The sequence below is a fragment of the Nocardiopsis sp. MG754419 genome (assembly GCF_018207095.1).
Taxonomy (GTDB): domain Bacteria; phylum Actinomycetota; class Actinomycetes; order Streptosporangiales; family Streptosporangiaceae; genus Nocardiopsis.
The window spans coordinates 1-24,781 of record NZ_QOCZ01000083.1; the positions used below are offsets into that span (position 1 = coordinate 1).

Below are 24,781 nucleotides of genomic sequence, written 5' to 3' on the forward strand. Positions count from 1 at the left end.
GGCCCAGGGCGGGCCCGGGGGTTCCTACGTCCACGTCGCCACCGCCGCGTGCACGCCGAGCCTGCGCCAGTGGTCCGCCCCGGCCGGGGCGGACGGTCGGACGGCGCCCGTCACCGACGCCCACCGGGCGAGGGACGCGGTCGTGGCGTCGGTACCCGTGACGGCCGTGGTCGGTGTGGTGCCGGGGGACGCGTCGGTGAGTCGCACCGACGCCACGGCGCGCAGGAGCGCCTCCTCGACGCCGGCGTCGACGTCGGCCGCCACGGCCGTGCCCAGGGGTTCGTCGCCCACGTTCACGAGTCCGTACGGGGCGTGCGCGTCCGCCGCCCCCGCCGCGTCGGCATCGGTCACCGGGGCCGGCGTGTCCGGGGCCTCGCGCAGCAGGACCCGCACACGGTACGGTCCGGCGCCGTCCAGCGCCTGCACCGACAGGTCCGCCGGCACACCGAACCGCAGGTTCAGACAGGCCCACAGGCGTCGGGCGACGGGGGACGGGTCGGGTGGGTCGATGTCCCACCACCGCCGATCCGGAAGGGACAGCAGGAGGTCCCCCACGGCGGCGCCGACCGCGCCGACCGCGGTCAGCCCCAGCCCCCGGCCGACCGGGGCGTCGAAGGGGCGCCACACCACCCGGTGCAGTGCTCCCAGCAGGGCGTCGCGTCGGGCCTCGGCCGTGGTGAGCCCACAACCGGCGACGTCCCCGGACAACGCCAGGCCCACGGGAAGCTGGGGCAGCGCACCCGGTCGCGGCTCGTCGACGGGGCCGAACACCCGGTCCCACAGAGGGGTGACGCCGTCCAGCTGCGCGGGGATCTCCGGGGGATCCTCCGACCCCGGAGCGGGCGGGGGCGCGTCGCCGATGGGGTCGAGCGCGTCGGCGAGGGGCAGCGTGTGCGGTTCGCTCACCAACTCGTCCGTGGTCACTATGAACGCGGGATCGGTGGCCGGCGCCGTGCCCTCCACGGTGCGGGCCACGTGCGCGACGAGGGACAGCACCAGTTGGGCGGCGACCAGGGTCCGGGTCAGGCGCAGCCCCGCCTCGTCCGGCCCGCCGTGGCCCTCGGCGAGGGTGGAGAACCACGTGCGCAGCCGTGCGGCCAGGTCCGGGGTGCTCGCCCGGTCACGCGGACCGGCCAGCCACAGACCGCCGCCGGTCGCCACCAGGTGCTCGACCGGTGCCGCGTCGGGGACCTCCAGCCACGTGGTCAGCAGGATCGGGTCGCCCTCGACGGAGCCTTCCGTGCCGGGTGTCCGGGGCCCGGTGTCCACCGTGGCGGGTCGGCCCCGGTCGGGGGCCGGGTCGACGTCCACCGCACCGAAACCCGACCGTTCCAACGCGCGCCGCACCTCGGTCGCCAGCAGGGGACACGACGAACGCACCCGGACGGTGCTCGCCTCCAACGCGGCCAGCGCGGCGTAGGGGCGTCGGGTCAGGGATTCCAGGTGGGGGTAGGCGGCTCGTGCGACCGGGGAGGGCTCGGTGGGTTCGGGTTCGAGGTCGCGGAGGAACCCGTGCTCCTCCAGCTGGTCGAGGATGCCCGCCAGGAAGGGACGCCCCCGTTCGGGGAAGCGGCCGAGCAGGGCGTCGCGTTCGAACCCGGCCCGCAGGGTCGGCTCCAGCGCGCGCCACACGGTGTCGGCCTGACCGCCCCGGACCACGACGGCGGTGGCGCCCATGCTCAGCGCCACCCCCTCCTCGGCCAGGGACCGGGCCCGCACGGCGCTCTTCAATCGGACGGTGGGGAGGATGTGTTCAGGCATCGCCCACCCACGGCAGGGTCGGCTTCAGCGCGGGGTCGCTCTGCTGGTGGTCGACGACCCGGCGGACGGTCTGCTCCCAGCTCTCGCCCACCACCTCCTGCGCGGCCTCGGTGAACAGGTACGCGATGGAGTACCGCTGGGCGGGTGTCACGCCCATGAGCGGCAGCAGGTCGAAGAAGCAGTTGATGACGAACCGGAACGCGGCGAAACCGAAGCCGTCGCCCAGCCGGGTGAAGTCCAGCTTGCGGAACTCACGGTGGAAGTCGCTGTAGGAACGCTCGTCCGAACCGCTCCACCGCACGCCCACGTCCGTGCCCAACCGGGCCGCGGTCTCCTGCCGCTCGGGGTGGGGGAACGGCAGGATGTGCCCCTTCTTCGCCAGTTCCACGGCCTCCGGCAGCCACCGGTCGACCCACGTGCCCCAGGCCGCGGCGTGCCGATCGTCGCCGGTGTCCTCGTGGATCCCCCGCAGGGTCTCCACCAGGGCGGCGCGCTGGGAACGGTAGGACCGGGCCAACCGTTCCTCGGCCCGCCCCTCCGGGTCCGACCAGTGGAAGTACTCCTTCCAGTGCGACAGGAACGCCTGGTAGCCGGACTTGAGACCCCACTCGGGGTAACGGGCGGCGATCGCGCCCATACCGGCGAACACGTGCGCGAACACGGCCCGTTCCCCGCCGCGCCCACCGGCCTGCTCCGCCACCCGGGACAGACCGTCGGTGAGCACCCGTCCCTTGAGCGCCACCGCTTCGGGGCCGCGCAGGAACGTGTCCACCGGGTCGCCGTCCAGCCGTCGGATCGAGTTGTCCGGCTCCAGGGGGGTGTAGGGACCCTCGACCAGCTCCAACCGGCCCATGCGATGGGAGAACTCCGCGTACGCGGCGGGGTCGAGGGAGCGCTCGGAGGGATGGTCCGCGAGGAAGGACCGCAGGTCCGCCTCGGCGGCGTCGGCCGCGACCGTGACGGCCCCGGGGTCGCCGTCCAGGTAGAGCACGCAGTGCGGGCCGAACCGCCAGTGCAGGTGGAGCCACGCGGCGGTGACCCCCTCCGCGTCGGCGGCCGCGCGCGCCGTGGGCACGAGACGGTCGCCGATCAGGGCGCTCTTGTCGCTGTCGTAGTAGGTGACTCTGAGTCCGACGGTCACGGTGTCAGCCTCACTTCGTCTGGGGGATGAGTGGGGGATGGGGGGTCCGCGGCGGGCCGGGGACCGTGGACAGTTCGAGGAACACCTCGGCGGCGTGCCGACCGTCCGGACTCGCGACCCCCGCCTCGTGCGGGTGGGGGGACAGTTCCTCCGCCACCAGGGTCGGACCCAGGTGGGTCAGGCGTTTGGCGGCGGTGGTGGTGTGCAGGCGACTCAGGAAGTCCACGTGCTGGGGCTTGGGCGCCATGGCCCGTTCCAGCGGACCCAGGCGGGCCCCCTGGAGGGGACGGACGAACACCTCGTCGGGCATGCCGCGCCGGAGGCGTTCGAGGTTCACCCGGCGGTGGAGCTCGGCCGGCGACTCCCCGCCGCGGGCGGTGAACGTCGACGTGTCCAGCCCCCAACGGCGACGGAACAGGGTGAGCGCCCCGAACCCGATCCGGGGCGTGGCGCCCTGATGCCCGTGGACGGTCCAGCGTTCGTGCAGGTCGATACCGAGGTCACTGAACGAGAAGAACGGGGAGTCGGCGACCATGGCCACGAGCATCTCGTCGTAGGGCAGCGCGTGCGGCACCAGGAAACCGGTGTAGACGGGATCGATCGCGGTGCCGTCCGCACGCACCAGCCGCAGACCGTTCGGGGTGTGCACCAGCGCGAGGTCGTGGGTGGCGGGCCCGGGGACCAGCGTGGGTTCGTCGCGCAGCGCCACCTCCTCGGGCGCCAGGGCGGGGGAGAGGTTGGCGTTGAACCCCAGGGCCGAACGCATGTGCACCGTGTCGGAACCCGGCGGGGCGACCCGGCGCACGTGCGCGACCACCCGGCGGCGCACCTCCTCCGGGAGACGTCCCAGGAATCGGCTGAAGTAGCGGGCCCGTCCCCCGTACACGTGGTTGACCACCAGGTGCTCGGGCTCCTCGCCCCGGCCGGAACGGACCTGGCCGAACACCGCGAAGGAACGGTGCGCGACGAACTCGCGGTCCGGCAGCAGGGCGGCGACCTCGTCCACCACGGACGGGTCCACCTCCACCTGTTCGGTGTCGGCGTGACCCAACCCCACCAGGTGCTCCACGGCGCGGGCCCGTGCCCTCAGTACCTGACGCAGACCCGGGTCGGCGTCCGCCAGGGCCTCGGGGTCCCCGCCCATGAGCCGTTGGGTGAGCGGGAAGGCGGCGCGCGCGTCCTGGGCGAACGCGTCCAGGTCCGAGCACCGGCCGCCGCGCCCGTAGCGGGCCACGAACACCTGCTCCAACGCCCCCGACAGCACCCGCTGGTCGTCCATCGCGAACAGCAACGGCATGAGGCGTTCCAGGTCGGCCGACCAGCGCGCGGTCGCGGGGCGCTCCACCGGAACACCACGTGAGACCAGGCAGTCCTCCACCACCGGGGAGGTCGCCGACCCCTCGACGCCCACCGCGGCCGACCACAACCCCTGCAGGCGCAGGACCTCGCGGGCACGTCGGGCGCCGTCGGCCTCGGCGAAGCCGGACAGCACCTCCTCGGTGGCCGCGAACGCCTCCGTCGCCCGGGCCGCGGTCGCGCCCGGCAGGGTCCGGACCAGGTCGTGCCAGTGACGTGTGTGGTCGGGCGACTGTTCGGCGACGGGGGCCCACGGCACCAGCACCCCCACGCCGATCAGTTTGTCCAGGAGACCCGACGCCTGCTCGGTTCCGTACCCGAGGTCGGCGGTGACCGCGTCGCGCAGCGCCTCCCACCGCACCGGCGTGGCCGCCCGTTTCTCCAGGACCGACACCAGCCGCTCCCAGCCGCCGGTCAGCGGGAGACGGACCTCCTCCTCACCGAACGCCTCCGCCCGCAGCCCGGAGGAGGGCGGTGTCCACCGACGTCGGCGCACGACGAGCCGCGCGTCGGCCTCGCCCGGGGCGGAGTCCGGCGCGCCGTCGCCACCGAGCCGACGCGCGCCACCGGTCAGCACCCACTCCAGGCCCGACCGGGCCTCGGGGTCCGCGGCCAGCGCGCGCCCGGTCTGGCGCACCAACAACCGGCGCAGGTCGGCGTACGGCGTGGCCCGCAACGGTGTGTCCTCGTCCCCCGGCCCGGTGGGCCGTGCGAGGTCGTCGAAGTGGACCGCCGTGTACAGCGAGTACGGGCTGACCTTCATCGTGGACCGGGAGAAGTACCGCACCAGGGACGTCTCCGCCTTGCGCATCCGCTTGTCCGGAGGGCCCGTCGCGGCGGCGCGCGCCGCCACCGCACGGTGCAGGTCGGCGCTGGACAGGGCCGTGGAGCGGTCCACTCGCGGGTCCGCGGCCCACTCCGCCAGCACCGCGCGTTCGTCGCGCAGGGACGGTTCGTGCGCGGCGTCCAGCCGCGCGGTCAGTTCCGCGGTCCGCTGCCAGCTCGCCACCCACGAGCGCAGCCCGGCCACGCTGTCGGTGATCGGATGCGCCGCCAGACCGGGCCGGGGAGGACGCCGGTTGAACACCGCGCGTTTGGCCGCCAGTGCCTCACGTCGGTGCGCGTCCTCGTGCGGGGTGCCGGCGCCCAGGCCGGGGGTGGCCCGGTGCAGGGCCGCCAACAACGCCGCGCGCTCCCGTTCGCGTCCGCGCTCCTCCGCCACGAGGGAGCCGATCATTTCCTGTTCGGTCCGGGCCGAGGCCGGGTCCGTGCGCAACCACCGGTGGGGATACAGGTTCACCCGGGACACCAGGTAGGGACCCTCCACCACGGTGAAGGACGGTGTGCTCAACCCCTGGCCTCCGCGCCCTCGGCCGTCTCCGCCGTCTCGGCGGCCTTCTTCTTCGCCGAACCGAAACCGCGCGGCTCGCGTTCGGACGCCCACCGGAACCAGCGCAGCGCGACCACGGTGCCCAGCAGTGCCCAGGCCAGCAACAGCCACACCGAGGGCCAGTCCCAGGTGGGTCCGGTCTCGGCCAGCGAACTCTGGATCAGGATGGTGAGCGGGCGGCCCGGCAACAGGTCCACGACGGCGCTCACGGTGTCGCCGAGTGGCAGGATGATGAACCCGCCGGCCAGGAACGCGGCCGGGAAGAAGATGCCGTTGACCATGGGCACCGCGGCGTCGGCGTTGGGGGGCAGCAGCGACACGGCCGCGCCCAGGGGGGCCATGCACACGAAGCCGAGCATCAGGGCCAGCAGCAGCTGTGGCACCCGTGCCGGGGCGAGGTCCACACCCATCAGCAGCACGCCGAGGGCGGTGACCACGCCCAGCACGATGACCGTGGTCATCAGCGTGTTCACCAGGTAGGCGCCCATCACCGTCAACGGGGTGACCGGCGTGGTGCGGAACCGCTTGAAAAGCCCGTGGTGGCGGCGGATCGCCAGGCCGATGGCGACGTTGGCGAAGGCCACCGACATGAGGGCGAAGCCCAGGATGCCGCCGTAGCTCAGGTTGCCCTGGGTGATCTCGTGGGTGTCGAGCACCCGGATCTCGTCGGCCTCGGAGCGGAAGGCGAACCCGAAGCCCACGTAGAACATCACCGGCATGGCCACGATGAACGCCAGGGTGATGGGGGAGCGCCAGAACTCCTTGAGCTCTCCGTCCACGTGGAGCAGGAAGCTGCTCGGGCGCCGGGTGCGCGCGGCGCCGCGGGCGCCGGTGTCGGTGGTGCTCATTCGGACTTCTCCGTCTCCAGCATCGCCACGTAGGCGTCGTCCAGACTCGGCGGCACGATCGTCAGGCCGCTGATCCGCGTTCCCTCGTCCCGGGCCCAGGACTGCACGCGTTCCACGACGGAGTCCTGGTCGTCGGTGTGGATGCGGGCACGCCCGTTCACCACGGAGGCGCCCTCGGGCAGCCGTCCGTCCACGCCCTCGGGGAGGGCGAACTCCACCACGGTGAACGCCGACGATCCCCGGACCAGCTCGTCCGGGGTGCCCGAGGCGAGGAACGCGCCGTCACGGATGACGTCCACCCGGTCGGCCAGCTCCTGCACCTCGGTGAGATCGTGCGAGGTCAGCACCACCGTGGTGCCGCTCTCGCGGAGTCCGGCGACCAGGGAGCGGATACGCCGGCGGGACACCGGGTCCAGCCCGGTGGTGGGCTCGTCGAGGAACAGGAGCTCCGGGCGGCCGGTCAGTGCCAGGGCCAGGTCCAGACGGCGTCGCTGGCCGTCCGACAGCGACCGGACCAGCGCGGACCGCTTCTCGGTGAGCTCCACCTGGGCGAGTGCCTCGTCGACGTCCAACGGGTCCGGGTAATAGGAGGCGTGCCTGCGCAGGATGTCCCGGACCGACAGGCCCGGCTCCAGCATGGTCTGCTGGAGGACGACGCTCATGCGGGTGCGCAGCTCGGCGAAGTCGCGGCGGTTGCCGGGGTCGAGGCCGAGCACCTCGACACGGCCCGAGGTGCGTCCCCGGTGGCCCTCCAGGATCTCGATCAGCGTGGTCTTGCCGGCCCCGTTGGGGCCGAGTAACGCGGCGATCTGTCCGGTGGGCACGCGGTAGGAGATGCCGTGGAGCACCTCTCCCTTCCCATAGTCCTTGGTGATGTCCGTGGCGTTGATCGCGTACACGTGCGGCCCTCGTCGTGCTTCTACTGGGGGTGGGGCTGAGGCAGGGAGGGGGGCGGCCCCGTGGTGAGGCCGCCCTGTGGATCGGTCAGCCGCACGAACCCGACGAGCAGCAGCTGCTGGAGCCGCAGCACGACGTGGAGGTGCAGGAGCTGGAGCCGCTGGTGGCACCGGTCTCCGGGACGGCGACCGCCTCGCGGACGCTCATCACCTCCATGTCGTCGAAGTTCAGGTCGGGGAGTTCGATCGTGGGGATTTCCTTGGTCGCCATCGGGCACCTTCTTCTGGAACAAGCAGGGGATGTGGGTGCGAAACGCGCCAGCGCAACGCGGAGAAATTCATACTTTGATCAGGTGATCGAAGAAGAATGTCGTGTCGGAGGTTTGAGGGATGTCGGGTCGGGGATAAGAATGTTCTTATCGCCGATGTCAGCCGCAGGAGCCACCGGAACAGCAGCTGCTGGAGCCGCAGCACGACGTCGAGGTGCAGGAGCTGGAGCCACTGGTGGCACCGGTCTCCGGGACGGCGACCGCCTCGCGGACGCTCATCACCTCCATGTCGTCGAAGTCGAGTTCTGGAAGCTCGATCTCTGGGAACGTCGAATGGGGCATCGGCGCCTCTTCGTTGGTATCTTGCGAACGTTTCCCCCGGGCGGAAAAGAAAATAACACGCGAAGAGGCAGGTCGATAGAGGTTGTATTGATCATTCTTCGGGACGTGTCCCAGGGTTCTCTCATTCGTTACGACGGGAACACCGGGAAACAGAAATGGGCTCTGGTCCCTAAAGGAACCAGAGCCCAGCCGATCAGCAGTCGCCGCGGCCCGCGGTGGTGTCGCACAACCCCCGGCCGTCCGTCCACGTCAGGGCGTCACGCGCGTTGCCGCCGAACGGGCGGTCGACCGTCACGTCCACTCCGTGCCCGGAGTCCTGGGCCAACCACACCCGGACCTCGTCACCACCGGCCCTGAGCACGTAGAACGGGTGCGGAACGGGCGATCGCCCACTGCCGGGGGCCGTCCACCAGTCCGCGCCCTGGGCCGAGGCCACGTCCACGAACAGGCAGTCGTACGAGGCGCCCTCGTAGGAACACGTCCGCGGTTCGGCGCCGCCGTAGCGGTTCACCGACGGGTCCGCGCCGATCCCGTTGTTGAACGCGCGCCAGTACATGGTGTCGCAGTCGCCGTCACGGCAGGCGTTCCAGTCCGCCCACGCGGTCGCCCGCGCGGCCGGTGCCGCGGAACCGCCGTTGAGGGCGTTGCAGTACTTGTTCACGATGTAGGGCACGACGAAGTCGGACACCCACACCGAGTCGATCGCCTCACCGGCGGTGTTGTCGGTGCCCAGCCCCGCGGAGTCCATCTGCCACAGACCCACCCCCGGGTTGAAGAACAGCCCGTCGCGTCCGGCGGGGTCGTAGAGACCGGACTGGTTGTCGTACCTGGACAGGGTCATCGGGGAGGGCGCCAGGGAGGAACCGGCCGAGACCTCGGGCCACACCGGGGCCAGTGCCAGCGCCGTGGCCTCGTCGGTCGAGATGGCGCAGGAGGCGTCGGCCGCCGCGCCCTCCGCGGCGCTGCGGGCCGCCGCCAGGGGTTCGGCCCCGAAGGTGAGCGGGCCGGTGGGGACGCGGGTCGCCTCCAGCTTGTCCTCCAGGGCCTGCCGGTCCGCGGCCGCGCGTTCGACGGGCGTGTCGGCGGGGGTGGGGACGAAATCGGTGTCCTCGGCCAGGGCCGTCTGCGGGGTGAGGGCGAGCAGGGCCAGGGCGGCCACGCCGGTCAGTGCGCGTTGGAGCAGGGGGGAGTTCACGGGTCCACCTCTTGAGCGGGTTCGAGGGGGTGACGGGGTCCTACCGGCCGGGATCACTGGCGGTAGTTTACGTTGCACGGCATCGATTTCGGAGGAAAGTTACAATCCGCGGCGAGGCGTGAACAAGTCCCCCGTCGCGCACCCGGACGAAACTGTCACCTCAGGGTCAGGTCATTGTGTCCCCGCGGTCCTGGAGCCCTCGCTGCGGCCGGCGGCGCTCCCAGAGCCGGGCCACGACGAACCAGACGCACGCCACCGCCACGAGGCCGAGCACGACCCTGGAACCGACGCCGACGTACGCCTCGACCACGTGCCACTGCGCGCCCAGGTGGTAGCCGAGCAGGATGAACAGGGTGTTCCACGCCGCGCTCCCCAGCGTCGTCAACGCGACGAAGACCCACAGGCGCATCCGTTCGATCCCGGCGGGGATGGAGATGAAACTCCGGAAGACCGGGATCATGCGGCCGAGCAGCACGGCCTTGGTGCCGTGCCGCAGGAACCAGGCCTCGGTCCGGTCGATGTCGGACAGCTTCACCAACGGCACGCGGGCCGCCAACGCACGGAAGCGCTCCCGCCCCAGCACGGCGCCCAGCCCGTAGAGAACGAGGGCACCGACGAGGGAACCGACGGTCGCCCAGACGATCACCGTGACCAGGCCCAGGTCGCCCCGGGCGGCGGCGAAACCGGCCAGTGGCAGGATCGCCTCGCTGGGGATCGGCGGGAAGATGTTCTCCAGGGCGATGGCCAGCCCCACCCCGGGGCCGCCGAGGGTCTCCATCAGACCGACCACCCAGCCCACGAGACCGCCCGCCGCGGTCGGATCGCTGCTGCTCACTGGTCACGCCCCCGTTCGCGCCGCCCCTCCTTCGAGGGTAGAGGGACACGAGATTACGGAGCGTGTCGCAGGTTCCGCATAAGGCCGGCGGGGCACGGGCCGAACGCTCGTATCCTCTGAGGTGCACCGATCACGAACCTGGAGCCACACGATGCTGGAGATGCTGCCCGGACTCACCCGGATCTACGAGGGGTGGGCGCAGCACTACCCGGACGCGCAGCCGCTGACCGTCCAGTTCCCGGCCGGCGACTCCGGTGAGGGGATCGACGGCGTGCTCGCCTACCCGCTGGACGGCCACTGGTTGCTCGTCACCTTCGGCCTGACCGAACTCGGGGAGAAGACGAGCGAGGAGAAGCGGGTCTCCGGAGCGGGGTTCGAGTTCACCTGCCGTATCCCGCGCGAGCCGGACGACGAGGCCGTACCCGCCTGGATCCTGCGCGTCCTGCACGCCCTGGCCGGTCAGTACGTCGCCGGCGCGCAGCTGGACGTGGGGCACTGGATCCGCACCAACGCCCCGCTCGGTGGGGAGGCGTCCAACGGTGACATGACCTCGCTGGCCCTGGTCCCCGACGCCGACATCCGCATCCTGGACACCGACAACGGCCTGGTGCTGTTCTTCCAGGTCGTGGGGTTGAAGACGGAGGAGGCCGCCTACGCGCAGGAGGCCGACACCGTCGCGCCCGTCATAGCGCTGCTCCGCGACCGCGACCCGAGGATGCTCACCGACCCCGCGCGCGAGACCATCCGCTTCTGAGCGCACTCCACCGGCGGGTTTCGCCGGGAGGTGACCGGGAGGTCGTCGCGCGTACCCCGGCCCGTCATCCGGGTCGGTGAAGCTGGCGACCTCCCCGTCTCCCCGTGTGAAGGTCGCCCGTGCGTGCTCCCGTGTCCACCGACGGCCACCGGTCGGAGATCGACGGGCTGCGGGCGGTCGCCGTCCTCCTGGTGGCCGTCTACCACGTGTGGTTCGGTCGGGTCTCCGGTGGCGTGGACGTCTTCCTCCTGCTCACGGGCTTCCTCATCACCGGGTCGCTGGTCCGGGCGGCCGACCGCGACCGCATCCGCTACGGGGCCTTCCTCGCCCGCCTGGCCGCACGCTTGGTGCCCACCGCCGCCCTGGTGATCGCGGTGACGCTGGTCGGTGCCCGCCTGCTGCTGCCGGAGACCCGATGGCGGGACACGGTCGCCGAGGCCTGGGCCGCGGCCCTCTACCACCTCAACCTGTACCTCGCCGGCAACGCCGTCGACTACCTGGCCCGCGACGACGCCCCCGGGCCGTTCCAGCACTTCTGGTCGCTGTCCATCCAGGGCCAGTTCTACCTGCTCTGGCCGGTGGTCATCGGCCTCGCCTGCTGGTGGGCCGGCCGTCGCGGTGTGGCGCCGCGTCGGGTCCTGGTCGCCGTGCTGGGCGCGGTGTTCACGGTCTCCCTGGCCTACTCGGTGTACGTCACGCGCGTGGACCAGGCGTGGGCCTACTTCGACACCGGCGCCCGACTGTGGGAGTTCGCGCTCGGCGGTCTGCTCGCGCTGGTCCTGCCGTCGCTGCACCCGCCGAGGATCCTGCGCCTGGTCCTGGGGTGGGCGGGGCTGATCGCCCTGGTGCTGTGCGGCGTGCTGCTCCAGGTGTCCACGGTCTTTCCCGGCTACGCGGCGCTGTGGCCCACGCTGGCGGCGGTCGCGGTCGTCGTCGCCGGGACGACGGGGTCGCGCTGGGGCGCGGACCGCCTGCTCACCCCGCGCCCCGTGCGCTACCTGGGGTCGATCTCCTACGCCCTGTACCTGTGGCACTGGCCCGTCCTGGTCTTCTACCTGGAGATCACCGGCCGCACCCTGGCGAGCCCCCTGGGCGGCGCGGCGGTCCTGGCGGTGTCGGTGGTGTCGGCCGCGGCCACGACCCCCCTCGCCGACCGTCTCGCCCGGCTCGGACGCGTCTCCCCGGTCCGCGGACCGGCGCTCGCCCTGGCCTGCCTGATGCCGCTGATGCTGGTGACGGGCGTGTGGTCGGCGCGTCTGGACGCCGAACAGCGACGCCTGGAGGAGCGGCTCGCCGACCCGCAGCGCTATCCGGGCGCCGCCGCGCTGGATGGTCCGCGCGTCGACTACCCCGACCCCGTGTACCCGGACCCCGCCTCGGCCGACCTGGACGTCCCCGTCACCTACGACGAGGGCTGCAACCAGACGATCGCCGGCACCGAGGTGATCACCTGCGTGTACGGGGACGAGGAGGCCGAGCGCACCGTCGCCCTGGTGGGCGGCTCCCACGCCGCGCATTGGTTCCCCGCCCTTCGGGGCATCGCGCAGGACCACGACTGGCGGCTGGTCAACATCGTCAAGGGCGCCTGTCTGTTCACCGACGCCCCACAGCTCTACCGGGGCGAGCCCTACGACGCGTGCGCCGAATGGAACCGCGGGGTGATGGCCGAACTCGCCGACCTGCGCCCGGACGCGGTGTTCACCACGGGGACCACGACCAGCCTCGACACCTCCGCGGGCTTCGGTGAGGAGGTGCTGGTGGAGGGCTACGTCGACCGCTGGCGTGAGCTGGCGGACCTCGGCATCGAGGTCGTCGCCGTCCGGGACACCCCGCGCCTGGGGTTCGACGCTCCCGAGTGCCTGGCCGAGCGTTCCCCCGAGGAGTGCACCGCGCCCCTCAGCGGGTCGATGGCCGCGGAGTCCCCGCTCGACGGTGCGGAGCTGCCGGACAACGTGGTCACCCTCGACCTCACCGACCGGATCTGCGCCCCCGACCTGTGCCGTCCGGTCGTCGGCAACGTCCTGGTCTTCTGGGACTCCGGGCACATCGGCGCCACCTACATGCGCACCCTCGCCCCGCACCTGGAGCGCCGACTCCTCACCGCCACCGACTGGTGATAGGCCCCCGCGCACCGATGACCACCGCTCGCGCGACCCTCGAACACGGGAGGGCCGCCGCCGGGATGCCCCGGCGACGGCCCCTCGTGCGAGCGCGCGCTAACGCTCGTGGTTGTTCAGCGCGGTACTGATCTCACCGACCCGGTCGGCGAGCAGACCCATCGCACCGAGGGCGCGGGTCATGGGGTCGTCGTCGGCCCCGCCCAGGGCACGGCCCCGACGGAAACCCTCCTTGACCTCGACCCACCGCTGTTCCTGCTCGGGGGTCATCACCCCGCGCAGCTCCGCCAGCTTGAGCAGGTTGGCCTCCGCACCGGAGGTGAGGGTCTGCGCCTCGCCCAGGTAGTGGTCGTCGATGGCGGCCTCCACCTCGGCGTCGTTCATGACCGGCACGATCTTCTCCGACAGCCGGTTCATGTTCCGATAGGACCCCTGCAACTGGAACGGCGGTTCGGTGCGCGCGTCCTCGGACTGCGCGGCCGAGGCGATGTAGGCCTGGTTGTTGGCCAACACCACCTCCTGCACGCGCAGCATCTTGCGCAGGACCGACACGATCCGGTCGACCTCCGCCGCCGAGTAGGGGTGCGTGAGCCGATCGGTGCCGACCGAGTCGTCCCCCTGGGCCATCCGCACGAACGTGTACACGTCCTCCCGGTCCCGGGTGGACAACGGCGCCAGGGTCGGGTTGGAGGTCAGCGCGTTCTCGATGTAGCTGAGCGCGAACAGCTCCTCCTTGCCGGACAGCACGTCGCCCAGGTTGTACACGTCGGCACGGTTGGCGAGCATGTCCGGGATCCGGAACCGCTTGCCCTGCTCGGTGTACGGGTTACCGGCCATACAGACCGCGAACCGCTTGCCGCGCAGGTCGTAGGTGCGGGTGCGCCCCTCCCACACGCCCTCCATCCGGCGCTGGCCGTCACAGAGCGAGATGAACTTCTGCAACAGCTCCGGGTTGGTGTGCTGGATGTCGTCCAGGTACAGCATCGTGTTGGCGCCCATCTCCAACGCGAAGGAGATCTTCTCGATCTCCTGGCGGGAGGTGGCGTCCGGTGCTTCGGCCGGGTCCAGCGAGGTGACGGCGTGCCCGAGGGCCGGCCCGTTCACCTTGACGAACACCAGGCCCAGACGGCTGGCCACGTACTCCATGAGGGTGGTCTTGCCGTACCCGGGCGGGGAGATGAGCAGCAACAGCCCGCTCTGGTCGGTGCGCTTGTCGTCGCCGGCCGCCCCCAGCTGCTTGGCGAGGTTGTCGCCGATGAGCGGCAGGTACGACTCGTCCAGCAGTCGGTTGCGGACGAACCCGCTCATCACCTTCGGCCGGTACTCCTCCAGACGCAGCCGCTCCCGTTCGGTGGCGACCAGCGCGTTGCGGCGCCGCTGGAAGTCCCGGTAGGCGGGCACCTCCACGGACCGGAACCGGCGGGTGCGCGGCAGGATCTCGTCCAGTCGGACCGTGAGCGCGCGCTCCTGGATCCGCGGGTGCGAACCCAGGAGTCCCGACACCCGTTCCTCGACCGCGGCGGACGACTCGTACCGGTCCACCGAGGCCAGCGCGAGGGTCGCCGCCTCGGGCAGGTCACCGGGGGCGACCGGCTCCTCCAACGTGCCGGCGTACGCCTCCAACCACGCCGTCACCAGCTGGTGCCGGGCGGCCAGGTCCGAGCCGAGCCCGCGCAGGTCCTCCTCGAAGGCCTTGCGGGTGGTCTCCCGGGTGCTGCCGAGCGCACGGTGGAACCGGTCCAACAGGGTGCGCGCGCCCGCGCCGGAGACGAACCCCCGGTGCCCCGGCCCCTCCAACGCCAGTTCCTCGAACAGGTAGTCGCCCACCAGGTCGAGGTCGGCGTCCTGGTGCAGTCCGGTGTCGGTGAGGAAGGTGTCCACGGCCTCCGCGAACTCCGTGCGCAGGGCGTCGATCGCCGCCGACCGGCGGGCACCGAACACGGTCCTGGCCCGAGCGAGCGAGACGGCACGGGTCCGCCAGGAACCGGCGCGTTCCTCACCGGCTCCGTGCGCCCAGAACAGCTGGGCGATCGCGCGGGTGCGTCCCGGATAGCGCAGCAGCTCCGCCCCGGTGTGCAGTCGCAGCAGCGCCGACAGAATCCGCGCGGCGTCCTGGTCGTGCACGCCCCGCTCGTATCCCTCGTCGTAGCGCGCCTCGGCGACCCCGCGGACCAGGGACGGCAACGAGTCGCCGCCCTCGGGGTGCCGCTCCGCCTCGTGCAGGGCGTCCAGGGTCAGACCGTCCGTGCCCTCCTCGGCCGCGGACAGGATGGACGTGGCCAGGTACTCGGCCCGGTACACGTCGGGGCTCTCCGAGACCAGCAGCCGGTCCCACAGGTGCCGGGTCTCCTGGAAGGCCTCGTCGGTGACGGGTGTCCTGAAGTCGGTGCCGGTGATGGCCACCGACATCCGCCCGTCGTGCGGGGTGAGGGTGAGGTCGATGGGTTGGGTGTTGACCGCGAAGCGGTGCCGGCCCAACCGGATCGTCTCGCCCCCGGCACCGCCCTCGAACAGGTCGCTGCGGTCCTGGAGGGCCCGCCCCGCCTCCTGCCGGGCGGCCAGGATCCGGCCCTCCAGCTCCTCGGCGCGGACGCTGTCCCCGAGTTCGCGCATCTCCTCGACGGTGCGGCGCAGGCGCGTCACCATCGCGTCGGAGGCGAAGTAGGTGTTGATGTCCTCCAGCGTGGTCAGGGCGGCGACCCGCCGGTGTACCCCGTCCAGGACGCGCTGGGCCGAGGAGGCCAACCGGTCGGCCCGCCGGGACCGCTCGTCGACCAGTGCCTGTTTGCGGGTGGAGAACGCCTCGTAGACGTCCTCGCGCTTGTCGGCGAGCTCCTGGAGGAAGTCGTCGAACTCCGCGAAGCGCGACTCCAGGTTCTCCAGCTGGAGCATGATCCGGCCGAGCTGTTCGTCGCAGCGGTCCGGTGTGTCCGCGGCGGCGATCGCTCCGGTGATCGCCTGCCCCAGCAGCGCGAACTCGGCCGCGAACTCCGCCCGCCCCTCCAGGGCGAGCAGTTCCTTGCGCCGGGACTCCAGTGTGGCGCGGGCCCGGTTGACCCCGCCCATCACCTCGCTGATCCGCTCCAGGATGCGCGTGCGCACCTGGGCGTCACCGATGTCCAGGGAACCGATGACCTCGGTGACCACCTGCAGGCCCTCGGTCTGTTCGGCGATGCGTTCGCCGACCGCGGTGGCCGCGCTCACAGCCTCCAGGGCCTCGGCTTCCTCGACCAGACGCACCACCTCGGAGTGGTAGCCGTCGAAGGCGTCCTCCTGCTCCAGGAAGGACACGGTGCGCCGACCGGTCGACGTGATCTCCTCGTCGAGGCTCTCCTCGATGGCGTCGATCCGGTCGGTGTCCACGTAGCGCATCTCGCGCAGGGTGGCGGCGTGGCCCTGCGCACGACGCAGTTCGGTCAGCCGGGTCACCCACCCCTCCGCCGATCGCGGGGTCTCGCCCCGGGATCGGCGGATGAGCGAGGTGACCGAGACCTCGGCCTCCTTGAGCGTCTCCGTGGCCTGACGGGTCAGGGACTGGACGGTCTCGAACTCCTCCAGCACCCGCTCCGCGGTGGAGCGCACCTCCGTCAGCGGGGCGGCGAGATCGCCCAGGTCCTCGTCGCCCAGCCAGTGGAACCGGTCCACGACCCGGCGACAGGACGCGATGAGCGCCTCGAACACCTCGGTGGAGGGCCGCATGTCCTCGGCGATCCGCGCCACCGACAGGCATTCGGAGACACCCTGCACCAGTTCGGCGTTGCCGATCCGCTCCAGCGGTCCGGTGCCCACCGGCTGGGCCGCGGCGTACACGTCGGACACGAACGGGGTCCGCCACACCTGCATGGGGTGCACACGGGTGGGCTCGCCGGAGGAGTCGCGGAACACCGTCATGGTGCCGTCGTCGAACAGCGAGTACCCGTGGCAGGAGATCGGGTTGGCGACCTCCTTGCGGATGGTGTTGTAGGGCAGCAGCAGGCTGCGCCCGTCCGCCTGCGAGTGGAAGACGTACAGCACGTCCTCACCGTTGGGCGAGCGCACCATCCGCTCGAACTCCAGGTCGGTGACGTCGGTGTCGAAGGTCCGCGCCACCCCGGTCGACAGGTAGTACCCGCCGGGGAAGATGAGCCCCTGGTCGTCGGGCAGCCGCCGGCAGGACCGGCCGATGCCGTCGAGGCGCTCGACCTCCTTGGTGCGGGTGTTGAAGACGAGGTGGCGCCACGTGGACTCGTTGTACGGCAGGACCTTGAGCAGGATGAGCGGACCGACCTCGGCGTGGAACACCGAGGCGTCGGCCAGGCTCTGCAGCGGCTCGTCGACGGGCTCGCTGTAGATGCCCTCGCCGACCTCCGTGTTGTTCTCGACCTTGATGGTGAGGTCGCCGCCCACCGTCTCGACGAACAGGACGTCGCGGATCGAGATGTGCGGGTGCCGCCCCTGCACGTGGTCCTCGCGCGAGGCCTCCTCCCACACGAAGTCGTGCGCGTCGGGGAACACGTGGTCGCGTTCACCACGGTCGTCGAGGTAGGCGATCTCGCCGTTGGGCGAGACCGACCACCGGAGGACGCGGACGTCCTCCGTGCCGGGTCCGGTCTGGAAGACGGCCAGCAGCCGTTCCTCCACCTTGCGCAACCGGAGCAGGCGGGCGTCACGGTAGTAGCGGTACAGCTGCTCGAAGTCCTGCCGGAAACGCCCCTCCGCGAGCAACCCGGGGATGGCGTCCTCGGAGTCGTCGGTGAACTCGAAGGAGTCCCCGCCGTGCTCGTACCGGTGCAGAGAGAACACGTCGGAGACGTGGGTGGTGCTCTGCATCCCGATGTAGACGTTGTAGCCGAACAGGATGGTGTCGCCGTCGGCGTCGTCACCGACGGAACGGCCGACGCTGACGATGTCGCGCGGCACGCAGTTGTGCTCGGTGCGGATGCGTTCGGTACCGAGCAGGGACAGCTCGGTTCCGCCGAACACCTCCAGCCGACGGTTGTTGAGCTCCTCGGTCCGTCGGGCCAGTTCGCCGGTCTGTTCGCGGAGCCGGGCGCGGAGCACCTCGTAGGTGCCCGCGTCCAGCGATCGCGCGTCCTCGGCTTCGGGCCCGGGGCCTTCGGTCTCCTGGGACTGGGCCTCGGTCACGGAGGACTACCTCACTGCTTCGTGGGGGCGAGGGTGTGGACGGGCAGCTGGTCCAGGCCGAGGGAACGGGCCGTGGTGAGCAGCCGGTCCAGCTTGCCACCGTCCGGGCCGCCCGCGCTGATCAGCTTGAGCAACAGAGCGGAGACGGTGAGGTTCTTGACGTCCTCACTGTCCACCTGGGACAGGACGTTCTTGATGTCCTGGGCGAAGTTGCCCTCGCCGTTGAGCCAGCCGTTGCCGAGCGCCTGCACGGTCTCGGAACCGTTGACGAAACCGTCCACGGCCTTGCCCATGCCGATGGAGTTGACCATGCGGTCGAAGAAGGCGCCGTCGCCGCCGACGATGTTGATGTCGGCGCTCTCCAGACCGGCGGCCATGGCCGTGGCCTGGGCCTCGGCGATCTGTCGGTTCACGTCGATGCCGGCGAGACGGATCTCCTTCTCGGCCTCCAGACGCAGGCGGTACTCCTCGTGCTCGCGGCTGACCTGGTCCAGGGCGGCCATCGCCTCGGCCTTGTCGGTCAGACCCGCGGCCTCGGCGCGCAGCTTCTTCTCCACCGCGTCGGCCTCGACCTCGGCCTTCTCCCGGGCCACGACGGCCTCGGCGCGACCGAGCTTCTCGACGGCCTCGGCGTCCTGCTGGCGGATCTGGACCTCGGCCAGACCGGCGGCGGCCGCCTCGGCCTGGATGCCCTCGGCCAGACGGATCTTGGCGCGGGTGTCGAGCTCGGCGGCCTGCTGACGGGCCTCGGCGAGGGTGAGCTCCTCCTGCGCCTTGTGCTTGGCCGCGGCCTCGGCGGCCTCGGCGGCCTTGATGTCCTTGACCAGGTTCTCCTGGGCCTCGGCCTCGGCGTGGATGATGATGGCCTGGCGCTGGCGCTCGGCCTCCTCGACGGCGCGCAGCTTCTTGATCGCCTCTTCCTGCTCGGCGACGGTGCGGTCGACGGCCACGCGCTCACGGACGACGTCGGCGACCTCGCGCTTCTCGGCCTCGACCTCCTTGTCCTTGGCGATGCGGCTCAGTTCGGTCTCGCGCTCGCGGCCGATGACCTCCAGGAGGCGGTCCTTCTCGATCCGCTCGGACTCGATGGCGATGACGCGCTCGCGGTTCTTCTCGGCGACCGCGATCTCACGCTTTTGGTTCTCGGACTGCACGCCGAGCTGCTCGTTGGTGCGCAGGTTGGCGGTCTCGGACTTGAGCCGCTCCTCGGCCTGGACCCGGGCGGTCTCGGCCTCCTCCTTGGCGCGGATGATCTCGATCTCGCGCTTGGCCTTGGCGGACGCCTCCTCGCGACGCTTCTCCAGCTCGGCGAGGGTCTCGGCGGTCTCCGTGTCCTGGCGGTCGATCTCCTTCTTGCGGTCGTTCTCGAACTCGTTGGTGCGCTTGTGCTCCTTGGCGGTGCGCTCCGTGATCTTCGAGATGCCCTGCGCGTCGAGGATGTTGTTGGCGTCGTGCTGGCTGAGCGGGGTCTGCTCCAGCTCGTCGATCGCCACATCCTCCAGGATGTAGCCGTTGAGGTCGGTGCCGATCAGCGAGACGATCGCCTGGCGGAACTCCTCGCGGTGGGTGAACAGCTCCTCGAAGTCGAACTGCTTACCGACGGTCTTGAGCGCCTCGGAGAACTTGGAGTTGAAGAGCTCCTGCAGGGTGTCCTGGTCGCTGGCGCGCTCGGTACCGATCGCCTTGGCGACCTTCTTGACGTCCTCGGCGGTCTCGTTGACCCGGACGTAGAAGAACACCTTGATGTCGGCGCGGATATTGTCCTTGCAGGTCAGGCCTTCGCGGCCGCCCCGCTCCAGGGTCAGGCTCTTGAGCGAGATGTCCATGATCTCGGCCTTGTGCAGGACCGGGAGGACGATCGAGCCGGTGAAGGTGACGTGGACGTCGCGGACCTTGGAGATGATCAGGGCCTTGCCCTGCTCGACCTTGCGGAACAGCCGCGTGACCATCACCAGGAGGGCGATGAGGACGACGAGACCGACGGCAAGGGCTACGCCGAAGGTCAGGAAGGCCGCGTCAGCCGCCTCCTGGCCGGTGGAGGATGCACTCAGCAACACGTGTGTGTCTCTTTCTGGGTGGTGAACGGGGTCCGCTCGGCACCCGAAAGGGTTCACAGGCGGAGGGGCGCCAGCCTGAGGGTGAGGAGCGTTCGTCAGGGGTTGTGACGCTTCCGGAGGGCGAACGGTTCCGCGTGACCTGGGAGAAGCACGGTCGGAGGTGATCGTGGCCGGATCATGTGCTCCCACGCGCCGGGGCGGCCGGGTGATGCGCGCTCGGGTCCCACCCCTCACCGCGCCGCCGGTCGGCGTAACGCGGGGACAGGAAGCGGCGCTGGCCGAGGATCAGGCCGTCGTCGGCCAGGGTGAAGATGTCCACGAAGTCCACGTCCTCGGGGCCCCGGCCGGGTCCGTAGGGCAGGACGACGAAGCGGCCGACCGCAGCGATGTCACCGGCCTGACCGAACACGCGGTAGAGGTCGTGGAAACCGCGGGGACGGAGCGGGTCCCCGCAGAGCCTTTCGGCTTCGTCGCGTCCGTGCGCGAGAGGAAGGTCAGGTCGCTTTATCTGCACCTTATCCGCGAGAAGCGAAGCGTATCCGTCAATATCTCCGCTATCTAAATAGTGATACGAAAGCCGAACGTGTTCTACTCCGAGTGAGGTTATCGTGGCGTTTGGTGATGGTTGGTCGTGGTCGTTTTCGACTGTTGCCACACTCAGTGCTCCCGTTCTCCGGCCCTTTGGTGGTCACGGATCGTCACGCTCCGCGCTCGTCGTCGCCGAACGTGTTCTGGCTCTGAGTACCAGAATGCCCGCCCGCCCTATTCGTTCGCTATCGCATGGCTACCATCCGTTCCCTTGTTGTTGTCGGGCCCATATTGACGGGTCGCTTTTCGAGTGGCTAAGTTGGCCGGCAAGGATCAGAGAATAACCCTGGTCGGCGCACCCCGACCCTGCCGTCAAAGGGGCCCCGTCATCGGCTTTGAAACACTTGTCGAGGGAAGGGCGGAGCCCCCCTTTAGAATTCTCGGTCCGCTTCAGGTCGAGGGTGCCGGAGGCCAGGTGCGCATCCCTCCGGGGCGGCAGCAGGTCGTTCTCGCCGCCCTGGTGCTGGAGGCCGGGCACGTCGTGTCCACGGACTACCTCGTGGACGCGATCTGGGACGAGGACCCGCCGGGGACCGCCCGCACACAGGTGCAGATCTGTGTCTCCCGGTTGAGGAAGAGCCTCGCCTCGACCGTGGCCACCCTGGAGACCAGGCCCCCCGGCTACCGGTTCCAGGCCGAGCCCGACGCGATCGACGTGCGCCGCTTCCAACGGCTCGCGGCCGAGGCCGAGGTCGTCGGCAGGGAGGGCAGGGCCGCCGAAGCGGCGGCCCTCCTGCGCAGGGCGTCCGGTCTCTGGAGCGGCCCCACGCTCAGCGGTATCTCCAGCCGCAGTCTCGGAACCAAGGCCGCGCGCCTGGACGAGGCCCGCACCAACCTCATCGAGACCTACATCGAACTCGAACTGGGGCTCGGCCGCCACAGCGGTCTCATCGGCGAGATCAACGCGCTCGTGCAGGACTTCCCGCTGCGCGAACGCCTCAGGAAGCAGCTGATGCTCGCCCTCTACCGCTCCGGCCGGCAGGCCGAGGCGCTGGAGGCCTACCGCAGGGGCCGGGACCTCTTCATGGGGGAACTCGGGCTGGAGATGGGCGAGGAGCTGCGCGGCCTGGAAGCGAGCATCCTCTCGGGGGACCCGGCCCTGCTCCTGGGCCCGGAGCGGAGCGACCCGCGCTCCGCGGCGGCGCCCGCCACGCCCGCCACGCCCGCCGGTGACGACCAGGGGACCGCGCTCGCGATCCTGTCGCAGGAGCCCGAAGCGTACTCCGACGTCGGTGAGGCCCGCCCCCGGCAACTGCCCGCCGACACAGCGGACTTCGTCGGCCGCGCCGAGTCCGCCAGGACGGTGGAGGTCGCCCTCACGCTCCCCGAACGCGGCCACGCGGTCGGTGTCGCCGTCGTCATCGGTCGGCCGGGGGTCGGCAAGAGCGCGATGGCCGTGCACGTCGCCCACCGCCTCCAGGACGAGCGCTTCCCGGACGGGCAGCTCTACTGCGACCTGCGCGGCAGCCGTGAGAGCCCCACCGAGACCGCCGAGGTACTCGCCCGCTTCCTCCGCGCGCTGGGCATCCCCGGCCAGTCCATCCCCGAGGGCCGCGAGGAGCGCGCCGACATGTACCGGAGCCTGCTGTCCGAGCGCCGGGTCCTGGTCGTGCTCGACGACGCCGGATCGGAGCGCCAGGTGGCGGACCTGCTCCCGGGCAGTCCGGGATGCGGCGTGATCGTCACCAGCCGGGCCCGGCTCACCGGAGTCCCCGGGGCGGTCCTCGTCGAACTCGACGTGCTGGACAGGGACCAGTCGTTCGACCTCCTCCGCCGGATCGTCGGCTCCGGGCGGGTGGACGCCGAACCCGCCGCGGCCGACTCACTGGTGCGCTCGGTCGGACGGCTGCCGCTGGCCCTGCGCATCGTCGCCGCCCGCCTGGCGGCGCGCCCGCACTGGTCCCTGGCCTCCATGGTCAACCGGCTCTCCGACGAACGCCACCGCCTGGACGAGCTCACCCACGGCGAACTCGGGGTCCGCGCCAGCCTCAGCCTGACCTACGACGGCATGGACGACGTCACCCGCCGCAGCCTCCGGCTGTTCGCCCTCGCCGACGGTCCGAACCAGCCGGGCTGGATCGCGGGCGCGCTCCTGGACGACCGCCGCCGGTACCCGTCGGACCTGCTCGAACCGCTCGTGGACGCGCAGATGCTGGACGTCACCGGGATCGACCCCGGAGGCGACCCCAGGTACCGCTTCCACGACATCATCCGCCTGTTCGCCCGGGAGCGCCTCCTCGACCAGGAACCCGGGCCCGACCGGCAGGCCGCCCTCAGGCGACTCGTCGGGGGGTGGCTCGGCCTGGTGGACGAGGCCAACCGCCGTATCCACGGCGGCGACTACCTGCTCCTGCACGGTGAGGGCACGCGCTGGCACCCGCCTCGCGCGCTCACCGAGATCGCCCTCGCGGACCCGATGGAGTGGCTGGAGCGGGAGCAGGACAACCTGTACGCGGCCGTGGACACCGCGGCCCGGGCGGGGCTCGACGAACTCTGCTGGGATCTCGCGGTGTCCCTGCTCACGCTGTTCGGCCGACGCTGCCACCCGGACGAGTGGGCCCTCACCAACCAGCGGGCGATGGAGGCGGTACGCGCGGCGGGCAACCTGCGCGGGATGGCCGCGATCACGTTCTCCAACGGCTGCCTCTACCTGGACCAGAGGAAGAACGACGAGGCGCGCGCGGCGATGACGGCCGCCCTGGACGGCTTCACCGGTCTCGGGGACCCGCTCGGCCGCGCCAAGTGCCTGCGCGAACTCGCCCACCTGGCCAACGTGGACGGCGACCGAGGGCGCGCGCTGGACTTCGGGGAGCGGGCCTACGAGGTCTTCGAGTCGATCGGTGACGTGGCGGGCATGGGCCGCACGCTGCTGCTCACCGGGCACGTCCGGCTGGTCATGGGCGAGGAGGAACGGGGGATGGTCGAGCTCCTGCGCGCTCGTCAGCACGCGGAGACGACGGGTGACCCGCGCAGTCGCGCGCAGGTGCTGCGCAGGATCGGTCAGTACTCGTTACTGAAGGGGGACCACCGGGAGGCGCTGGGCATCCTCACCGAGTCCTTCGAGTTGGTGCGCGAGCTGCGCGATCCGATCGGGGAGGGCTATCTCCTGCACGACCTGGGGCGGGTCTGCGGGTCGCTGGGGCGGACGGGGGAGGCCCGGCGGTTCCTCGGCCGTTCGCTGGCCGTACGCGAACAGATCCGGGACGGCGCGGGCGCCGCCGAGGTCGGGTTGGACCTGGCGCGGCTGCTTCAGGGCCTGGGCGAGAGCGGGCAGGCCGTCGAACTCGCGGAGAGGGTGGCCGGGGTGTTCGCGGAGAGGGGGATGGAGTCCCAGCGCGCCGAGGCGGCGCGGATCGCGGGAGCACACGGTTCCTGACACGGGCGGCCCGGCGGGCGCCCCGGCGGTCTACGGCTCCCAGGGGTCGTTGTTCGGGCTCTCCTGGGAGACGGGCGCTCCGGGGCTCAGGGACGTGCCGGCGTGGGCGGCGGTCCCGGTGAGGACGATCGGGCCGAGAGCGGCGGTGGCGACGATGGCCGCGGCGGCGAGGATTCTGCGGAGCTTCAAGTGAGTGCCTTTCGTGTTCGTTTCTTCGATGAACACGAATCTAGAAACAGGGGGCATCACCGAATCGCTGGTTTGGCTATCACGCCGCTATCCCCCCTTTCCCCCAGGCGGGATACCCCCGTTCCGCCTCGCCCCTGATCGTTTCCGCACAGGTCACAGCGGCCCCACCGGTCCCGTCGGATCGATGGTCCGGCCCGGTCCGCCCTCTCCGGACCGGCGGTTTTGCCGGACGATGCGCCGGAGATAGCGGCTTTTTCCAGAATGGGTCCTGTTCGGAACCGACCCAGAGGAAAGAGGGCGCAGAGGATGGCATCCCCCACGGAGAACCAGCGCTTCGGAGATCTGCTCCGCCGGTACCGCTCGCGGTCCGGGCTCACGCAGCAGGAGCTGGCCGACTTCTCCACCATCAGTGTCCGGGCTATCCGCGACCTCGAACACGGGAGGGCCCTGCACCCGCGCAGGGACACCGTCCGCCTGCTGGGAGAGGCCCTGCGCCTCGGTGACCGTGACCGCGCCGACCTGCTGGCCGCCGCGGGGCGGCGG

Annotated in this window: 17 protein-coding genes; 4 read left to right on the forward strand and 13 right to left on the reverse strand. The window is 71.1% G+C overall.

Annotation, left to right across the window (positions count from 1 at the left end; genetic code table 11):
- Nucleotides 1-24: 24 nt before the first annotated feature.
- The 9 genes from DSY14_RS16800 to DSY14_RS16840 form a co-directional block, all read right to left on the reverse strand.
- Entirely contained in the window at nt 25-1,761 is a 1,737-nt protein-coding gene (locus tag DSY14_RS16800) for a hypothetical protein (RefSeq protein WP_211717521.1), read from the reverse strand.
- Nucleotides 1,754-2,902 carry a lantibiotic dehydratase C-terminal domain-containing protein gene (locus DSY14_RS16805; RefSeq protein WP_211717522.1) on the reverse strand — a complete coding sequence of 383 codons (1,149 nt, stop codon included), beginning with the start codon at nt 2,900-2,902 and terminating at the stop codon, nt 1,754-1,756. The genes DSY14_RS16800 and DSY14_RS16805 overlap by 8 nt, the downstream gene beginning before the upstream one ends.
- 10 nt (nt 2,903-2,912) lie before the next feature.
- Nucleotides 2,913-5,609: a lantibiotic dehydratase gene (locus tag DSY14_RS16810; RefSeq protein WP_211717523.1), complete on the reverse strand. Its 2,697-nt coding sequence runs from the start codon at nt 5,607-5,609 to the stop codon at nt 2,913-2,915.
- The gene (locus DSY14_RS16815) at nt 5,606-6,496 is read right to left on the reverse strand and encodes an ABC transporter permease (RefSeq protein WP_211717524.1); all 891 of its coding nucleotides are present in this window, start codon (nt 6,494-6,496) and stop codon (nt 5,606-5,608) included. Before DSY14_RS16815 ends, DSY14_RS16810 begins: the two co-directional genes overlap by 4 nt.
- Nucleotides 6,493-7,395, reverse strand: coding sequence for an ABC transporter ATP-binding protein (locus DSY14_RS29255; protein WP_211717525.1), 903 nt, complete (start codon nt 7,393-7,395; stop codon nt 6,493-6,495). Before DSY14_RS29255 ends, DSY14_RS16815 begins: the two co-directional genes overlap by 4 nt.
- Nucleotides 7,396-7,480: 85 nt before the next feature.
- Nucleotides 7,481-7,663, reverse strand: coding sequence for a thiazolylpeptide-type bacteriocin (locus DSY14_RS16825; protein WP_211717526.1), 183 nt, complete (start codon nt 7,661-7,663; stop codon nt 7,481-7,483).
- Between the two features lie 157 nt (nt 7,664-7,820).
- Complete coding sequence (locus DSY14_RS16830) at nt 7,821-8,003, reverse strand: thiazolylpeptide-type bacteriocin (RefSeq protein WP_211717527.1); 183 nt, start codon at nt 8,001-8,003, stop codon at nt 7,821-7,823.
- A gap of 193 nt (nt 8,004-8,196) precedes the next feature.
- Nucleotides 8,197-9,198 (reverse strand): hypothetical protein, encoded by a 1,002-nt coding sequence (locus DSY14_RS16835; RefSeq protein ID WP_211717528.1) that lies wholly within the window; start codon nt 9,196-9,198, stop codon nt 8,197-8,199.
- A 166-nt stretch (nt 9,199-9,364) separates the two neighbouring features.
- Nucleotides 9,365-10,033, reverse strand: coding sequence for a DedA family protein (locus DSY14_RS16840; protein ID WP_307851254.1), 669 nt, complete (start codon nt 10,031-10,033; stop codon nt 9,365-9,367).
- Between the two features lie 151 nt (nt 10,034-10,184).
- Between DSY14_RS16840 and DSY14_RS16845 the strand changes: the two genes are divergently transcribed.
- Together DSY14_RS16845 and DSY14_RS16850 are read left to right on the forward strand one after the other, a co-directional pair.
- On the forward strand, nt 10,185-10,787 hold the full coding sequence (locus DSY14_RS16845) for a suppressor of fused domain protein (protein ID WP_211717529.1): 603 nt from the start codon (nt 10,185-10,187) through the stop codon (nt 10,785-10,787).
- A gap of 119 nt (nt 10,788-10,906) precedes the next feature.
- Nucleotides 10,907-12,904, forward strand: a complete 1,998-nt coding sequence (locus DSY14_RS16850) for an acyltransferase family protein (protein ID WP_211717530.1) — start codon at nt 10,907-10,909, stop codon at nt 12,902-12,904.
- A gap of 99 nt (nt 12,905-13,003) precedes the next feature.
- Here the strand turns inward: DSY14_RS16850 and DSY14_RS16855 are convergent, their stop codons facing one another.
- The 3 genes from DSY14_RS16855 to DSY14_RS16865 all read right to left on the reverse strand — a co-directional run bounded on the left by DSY14_RS16855 (nt 13,004) and on the right by DSY14_RS16865 (nt 20,740).
- Complete coding sequence (locus tag DSY14_RS16855) at nt 13,004-18,028, reverse strand: DNA repair ATPase (protein ID WP_211717531.1); 5,025 nt, start codon at nt 18,026-18,028, stop codon at nt 13,004-13,006.
- A gap of 11 nt (nt 18,029-18,039) precedes the next feature.
- Nucleotides 18,040-20,085, reverse strand: a complete 2,046-nt coding sequence (locus DSY14_RS16860; protein WP_211717532.1) for a flotillin family protein — start codon at nt 20,083-20,085, stop codon at nt 18,040-18,042.
- A 175-nt stretch (nt 20,086-20,260) separates the two neighbouring features.
- The gene (locus DSY14_RS16865; RefSeq protein WP_211717533.1) at nt 20,261-20,740 is read right to left on the reverse strand and encodes a nuclear transport factor 2 family protein; all 480 of its coding nucleotides are present in this window, start codon (nt 20,738-20,740) and stop codon (nt 20,261-20,263) included.
- A 348-nt stretch (nt 20,741-21,088) separates the two neighbouring features.
- Between DSY14_RS16865 and DSY14_RS16870 the strand changes: the two genes are divergently transcribed.
- The gene (locus tag DSY14_RS16870; RefSeq protein ID WP_211717534.1) at nt 21,089-24,049 is read left to right on the forward strand and encodes an AfsR/SARP family transcriptional regulator; all 2,961 of its coding nucleotides are present in this window, start codon (nt 21,089-21,091) and stop codon (nt 24,047-24,049) included.
- 30 nt (nt 24,050-24,079) lie between these two features.
- Here the strand turns inward: DSY14_RS16870 and DSY14_RS16875 are convergent, their stop codons facing one another.
- On the reverse strand, nt 24,080-24,238 hold the full coding sequence (locus tag DSY14_RS16875) for a hypothetical protein (protein ID WP_211717535.1): 159 nt from the start codon (nt 24,236-24,238) through the stop codon (nt 24,080-24,082).
- A gap of 306 nt (nt 24,239-24,544) precedes the next feature.
- On the opposite strand from DSY14_RS16875, the gene DSY14_RS16880 reads away from it, so the two are divergent.
- On the forward strand, nt 24,545-24,781 hold a 237-nt coding region (locus DSY14_RS16880), incomplete at its 3' end, for a helix-turn-helix transcriptional regulator (RefSeq protein ID WP_211717536.1).

Excerpts from the sequence above, each read along its gene's own strand:
- DSY14_RS16800 (WP_211717521.1), bottom strand. The coding sequence starts at position 1,761 with ATGCCTGAACACATCCTCCCCACCGTCCGATTGAAGAGCGCCGTGCGG.
- DSY14_RS16815 (WP_211717524.1), bottom strand. The coding sequence starts at position 6,496 with ATGAGCACCACCGACACCGGCGCCCGCGGCGCCGCGCGCACCCGGCGC.
- DSY14_RS16825 (WP_211717526.1), bottom strand. The coding sequence starts at position 7,663 with ATGGCGACCAAGGAAATCCCCACGATCGAACTCCCCGACCTGAACTTC.
- DSY14_RS16830 (WP_211717527.1), bottom strand. The coding sequence starts at position 8,003 with ATGCCCCATTCGACGTTCCCAGAGATCGAGCTTCCAGAACTCGACTTC.
- DSY14_RS16845 (WP_211717529.1), top strand. The coding sequence starts at position 10,185 with ATGCTGGAGATGCTGCCCGGACTCACCCGGATCTACGAGGGGTGGGCG.